Genomic DNA, 5,018 nt, shown 5'->3' on the forward strand with positions numbered 1-5,018 from the left:
CCTTTGACTTCGACAAGCACCGGTCTTCAAGGCGATGGCGACTGGCCGGTCGGATTGCCGACCAGCCAGTCGCCATCGCCTTGAAGACCGGTGCTTGTCGAAGTCAAAGGCGCCTCCCAACGTCCTTGCCGCGCGGCAGAAAAGCTGACAATCTGTCAGCATTTAAGAAACTGATACTTGATCATATTTTTTGTCAACCGGAATTCGGGAACCCCGGGCGAAAGATCGGTGCATGACGGAAGCAAGTCGAACGGCCACCGAGCCCAGGCGCAGACCCAAGCAGGAGCGCAGCCGCGAACGAATCGACGCCATCCTGTCGACGACGATGCGGCTGATCGGCGAGAAGGGCATCGACGCCGTCACCATGAAGGAGGTCGGCATGCTGGCGGGCGGGCCGATCGCCACCGTCTACCATTACTTTCCCAACAAGTCGGCGATCCTGGCGATGCTCTATGAGCGGTTCTCGGAGGTCAGCCGGGCGCGCTTCGGCGCGATCATCGCCGAAATCCAGGGGCTGGGCGACGTGACCGGCGCCGCGGACCGCCTGCTCAACGACTACTACAGCCGTGTCGCGGCTGACCCGGCCATTCAGGACCTGCAGAATGCCATCCAGGCCGACAAGGCGCTGCAGCATCTCGACATCGCCGAGACGAGACATCAGTCGAAGATATTCTGCGACCACGTCGGTCCGATGCTTCAGGCGGAGCAGCGCGAGGCGTTCGCACGGCTGGTCTTTCTGATCTTCCAGCTTGCCGGCGGCGTCGTGCGCCTGGCCCTGACGCAAGATGAGGAAGAAGGCCGGCGCACGATCGAGGACTACCGGTCGATCATCCACACCCAGTTGCGGGTGTTCTTGTAAGCCCTGATGATCGTCGTGAAGCCACGCCGAATAAGAGGGTGACTGCCGACATGAATGTCAGGACGCCGGTTATGTGAACTCGCGGATGAGGCCTTCGAAGCCGTCGGCAAGATTGGCATTGCCGGCGGCGAGAAAGGCAGAAAGATTGCGGGCGCCGCCGGGTGTCTTGTTGGCGTCAAGCAGCACCGCCCTGCCCTCGTGCATGACAAAGTCGAACTTGCCATAGTCAAAGCCAAGTTCGCGCCTCAGCGCGCGCAGCTCCTCGGGAACCGGAACCGGCTCACGACGGATCGTGTCGTCGCCTTTGACCAGGCTTTGTGGCGAAACATGGCGGGTGCAGCGCTCGCGCTCCCCGCAAAATGTCCAGAAGCGGGCGCCAAAGCCGTCCGGTTCCGGCTCGGGAATGAACTTTTCGACGACGAGATCCCTTCGGTCGAACACCGCAGACGCAACATCCGAAAGGGACGTACAGACGTGGTAGCCCTCGATAAGCTCGACGCCGGGAAATGGCTCCGGCTTTCCGGCACGTCGCGATCGCCGGTTAAGCGACTGCTCACGCATTCCCAGATTGTTGAGATTGCTCTTGACGATGACCGGCCCTGGCCAGTCGTCATCCCTGCCGATCACGGCGCCGCTGACACGGCGCTTGGAGATGTCGGCTGCCCCGACGTTCAGGCAGAAGGGAAAAGCGCGCGCGTATTCGACATATTCGGGTGGCGTCACGGTCGCATCGACATGCAGCACCGCTATATCGGCCTCCGGCTTCGCCGACGTTCCTGAGAGTATGCGGACGGAATGGCCGCGCCGTTTCAGTTCTTCCAGCAAATCAAAGAGCATGTAGGGACTGTCGCGGCGCAACAGCGGGCCGCGCCGGCGTTCGAACCTGTCGAACTCATGTGTAATAACCGCGATGCGTGTCATGCGCCCCCCGCACTTGGTTTCATTAGCGTCCTCGATTATGCATTTGAATACAATGCCGGCTTGGGGCCAGGGATGACTGATCATTGGAATGCCATTCGAGGGCACTGGAAGTTGCTCGGACCGCCGCTGCGGCCTCCCGCCGAAGCGGTGGAAACCTACCATCGCGAGCTCGACCTTTCGGAGGCGCATGTCGTTCTGCTCGGTGTGACTCCGGAGCTCGCCGGGCTCGGCGCGACCATGATGGCCGTCGACGAATCCTCCGACATGATCGCTGGAATCTGGCCAGGCGACACTGCGTCGCGAAAGGCTGTCAAAGGCGACTGGCTCGACCTGCCGGTTTCCGATGCAAGCGTCGATGCGGTGATCGGCGACGGCTGCCTGTCGGTGCTCGGGCTTTCTACCGCGCGCCGAGCGCTGTTCGCGGCAATCGCCCGCGTGCTGCGCCCTGATGGCCGCGCGGGCCTGCGTCTCTTCGCTGGTCCCGAGACACCGGACGATCCGGCAGCGGTGCAGGCGCTTGCGCTTTCTGGCGGTGTCTCCACTTTCCACGAGCTCAAATGGCGCGTCGCCATGACCGCGACAGGCCGCGCTCCCGACCATGCGATTCCAGTCAGGACGATCGCGGAAAGGTTCGATGCACTCTTCCCTGACCGCCAGGAACTTTCCGCGCGGACGGGCTGGGACCTGCCTGTCATCGCCACCATCGACGTTTACCGGAACTCCACGGCCATCTACAGTTTTGCACCACCAGCGCAGCTCGTGGCCGAGGCGGAAGCATTCTTCAACGACGTCCGCATTGCTCCAACCGGCGGCTACGGGCTCGCCGAGAGATGCCCGCTTCTGGTGCTGCGGTCGCCGAAAGTTTGAGTCTACAGCAGCGTGCACTGAAAGAGACGGAAATTGCAAAACGCCATGCAATACTCCATGTTCGGCCCCGATGAAATCTATCGATTAGAAACACGGTAAGGAAATGAAGATATCTGGGGCGGTGCTGTCGACCCTATTTTGCGCACTCATTTATTCGCCCGCTTCATCTGAAGCTGACGACGGCCCAACGGCTATTCCATTGACGAAACTAGAGTACCCCGGAAATCCACAGAACATTCACATGCTTTATGTGAATATTATTTCCCTAGGAAATCGGAAAATCGATCAGCCGATTTTGTTGGATACAGGGTCTAGTGGTATGACAATCGAGTGTCTATCGGCGCTCCCCGCCGAACTCTGTTCCGAGGACGGCATTAAGATTACAGAAAGTCGGGAGTTCGATGGGATACTTGTCACCACCAAGAAGGTAGTCATGCATTATGGCACCTACGATGAGTATGGAAATGTGGCTTCAGCGCGCGTGACTTTTGGTTCGCCGGTCTCATCGGCTTCCACGGACAGGCGGGTCTCGTTCCTCATTCGCTACAAGCAAGTCAGACGTGACACAGGTGAAATTGTCGGCGGTCCGCTCTGGCCAAAAGGCATTTTTGGCATCTCGCCCATTGGAGGCGATGGGCCAAATCAGATGATCAGGTCGCCGATGGCCGCTGTAAGCGTAGGGACAGTCCTGCACAGAGGTTATTACCTCTCCCCGATCGGCAGCACGTGGAAGCCATGCACAAACGAGCAGGGCAATTGCCCTGAGGTTCGAGCCTTGCACATCGGCGTTCCGGATGACGTAAAGAAGACTTTCAAGATGCAGAAATGGAAACAGGCCAACCCGCGCTACAATTTCCCAACCTTTGAATCCTGCCTCTCATGGAACTCCAAACCCAATTGTCGGCCAACGCTATACGACACAGGGAACTCAACCATTATGGTCCCGACCGACACGTCCAAACCGTATAGGTCATTAGACGCCGGCACGAAGGTTGCGGTGAAAACCGAAGGTCAGGACGATTGGAATTTTACAACCACCTACAAGCCCGAAGTGGAGATTGTACCGGGTCTTGAACATAACATCGTCGGGATACGGTTTTTCGAAAGGAACAGCCTCCTGGTGGATCTAGAAACCCAGGAGATCGGCCTACGCCTTGGGCATTGAACAATCGATGCCCAGCGCTTCCATCGAACTGACCACCATTCTGCCAGATCGCGGCCGATAACCGTCGCATTCGTCGCGACGATGCGGCAAGAGCAAAATTTCGCGCTGACGCCCCTTGCCGCGCGCCTTGACTCTCGAGGGCCACACGCCTATTTCAGCGCCACGTTAGCACTCGCCCTTGGTGAGTGCTAACCACATGTCCGGCTTCGCCGGATGGAGGAACTGTTTCTCACTGTTCTCATCGAGGAAGAAAAAATGGCAAAGTCGAAGTTCCGCCCGCTTCATGACCGCGTGGTCGTTCGCCGGGTCGAATCCGAATCCAAGACCGCCGGCGGGATCATCATCCCGGATACGGCGAAGGAAAAGCCGCAGGAAGGCGAAATCATCGCCGTCGGCTCCGGCGCCCGCGACGAAGCTGGCAAGTTGGTCCCCCTGGACGTCAAGGCCGGCGACCGCATCCTGTTCGGCAAGTGGTCGGGCACCGAAGTCAAGCTCAATGGCGAAGACCTTCTGATCATGAAGGAATCCGACATCATGGGCATCATCGGCTGATTATCGGCCTCACCCTCAACTTGAATTTTCGGGCTCTTTCCGAGCCCCTGCCAGGAGCTAAAACATGGCTGCCAAAGACGTAAAATTCTCCCGCGACGCCCGCGAGCGCATGCTGCGCGGCGTCAACATCCTCGCCGACGCGGTGAAGGTCACGCTCGGCCCCAAGGGCCGCAACGTGGTCATCGACAAGTCGTTCGGCGCCCCGCGCATCACCAAGGACGGCGTCACCGTCGCCAAGGAAATCGAGCTTGAGGACAAGTTCGAAAACATGGGCGCGCAGATGGTCCGCGAAGTTGCTTCGAAGACCAACGACATCGCTGGCGACGGCACCACGACCGCGACCGTTCTGGCGCAGTCGATCGTCCAGGAAGGCCACAAGGCCGTTGCCGCCGGCATGAACCCGATGGACCTGAAGCGCGGCATCGACCTCGCCGTCACCGAAGTGGTCGCTGCGCTCGGCAAGGCCGCCAAGAAGATCAAGACCTCCGAGGAAGTCGCCCAGGTCGGCACGATCTCGGCCAATGGCGACGAGTCGGTCGGCAAGATGATCGCGGAAGCGATGCAGAAGGTCGGCAACGAAGGCGTCATCACGGTTGAGGAAGCCAAGACCGCCGAGACCGAACTCGAAGTCGTCGAAGGCATGCAGTTCGACCG

Annotated in this window: 7 protein-coding genes; 6 read left to right on the top strand and 1 reads right to left on the bottom strand. The window is 59.5% G+C overall.

All coding sequences use genetic code 11. The annotated features are described in order from the left end of the window. Together EOA36_RS37810 and EOA36_RS27355 are read left to right on the top strand one after the other, a co-directional pair. The coding region (locus tag EOA36_RS37810) for a hypothetical protein (protein ID WP_210212430.1) at nt 1-236 on the top strand (236 nt) is incomplete at its 5' end. Next, nucleotides 233-859 carry a TetR/AcrR family transcriptional regulator gene (locus tag EOA36_RS27355; protein ID WP_127280207.1) on the top strand — a complete coding sequence of 209 codons (627 nt, stop codon included), beginning with the start codon at nt 233-235 and terminating at the stop codon, nt 857-859. The genes EOA36_RS37810 and EOA36_RS27355, both read left to right, overlap by 4 nt. A gap of 69 nt (nt 860-928) precedes the next feature. Here the strand turns inward: EOA36_RS27355 and EOA36_RS27360 are convergent, their stop codons facing one another. Next, the gene (locus tag EOA36_RS27360) at nt 929-1,696 is read right to left on the bottom strand and encodes a hypothetical protein (protein WP_245464484.1); all 768 of its coding nucleotides are present in this window, start codon (nt 1,694-1,696) and stop codon (nt 929-931) included. On the opposite strand from EOA36_RS27360, the gene EOA36_RS27365 reads away from it, so the two are divergent. The 4 genes from EOA36_RS27365 to EOA36_RS27380 all read left to right on the top strand — a co-directional run. Next, a complete protein-coding gene (locus EOA36_RS27365) occupies nt 1,655-2,647 on the top strand; it encodes a class I SAM-dependent methyltransferase (RefSeq protein WP_245464485.1) in 993 nt (330 codons plus the stop codon). The two genes, EOA36_RS27360 and EOA36_RS27365, sit on opposite strands and share 42 nt — an antisense overlap. Before the next feature lie 103 nt (nt 2,648-2,750). Beyond that, entirely contained in the window at nt 2,751-3,812 is a 1,062-nt protein-coding gene (locus EOA36_RS27370; RefSeq protein ID WP_127280210.1) for a hypothetical protein, read from the top strand. Between the two features lie 255 nt (nt 3,813-4,067). Next, nucleotides 4,068-4,364, top strand: coding sequence for a co-chaperone GroES (gene groES, locus EOA36_RS27375; protein WP_006203049.1), 297 nt, complete (start codon nt 4,068-4,070; stop codon nt 4,362-4,364). 64 nt (nt 4,365-4,428) lie between these two features. Continuing rightward, nucleotides 4,429-5,018 (top strand): TCP-1/cpn60 chaperonin family protein (locus EOA36_RS27380; RefSeq protein WP_281040083.1); only part of this gene is annotated, 590 nt, incomplete at its 3' end.

The sequence above is a fragment of the Mesorhizobium sp. M8A.F.Ca.ET.021.01.1.1 genome, from assembly GCF_003998025.1.
Classification (GTDB): domain Bacteria; phylum Pseudomonadota; class Alphaproteobacteria; order Rhizobiales; family Rhizobiaceae; genus Mesorhizobium.

Bases quoted from the DNA above. Each gene is read 5' to 3' on its own strand.
- EOA36_RS27355 (WP_127280207.1), top strand. From the start codon at position 233: ATGACGGAAGCAAGTCGAACGGCCACCGAGCCCAGGCGCAGACCCAAG.
- EOA36_RS27365 (WP_245464485.1), top strand. From the start codon at position 1,655: ATGGCCGCGCCGTTTCAGTTCTTCCAGCAAATCAAAGAGCATGTAGGG.
- EOA36_RS27360 (WP_245464484.1), bottom strand. From the start codon at position 1,696: ATGCTCTTTGATTTGCTGGAAGAACTGAAACGGCGCGGCCATTCCGTC.
- EOA36_RS27370 (WP_127280210.1), top strand. From the start codon at position 2,751: ATGAAGATATCTGGGGCGGTGCTGTCGACCCTATTTTGCGCACTCATT.
- groES (WP_006203049.1), top strand. From the start codon at position 4,068: ATGGCAAAGTCGAAGTTCCGCCCGCTTCATGACCGCGTGGTCGTTCGC.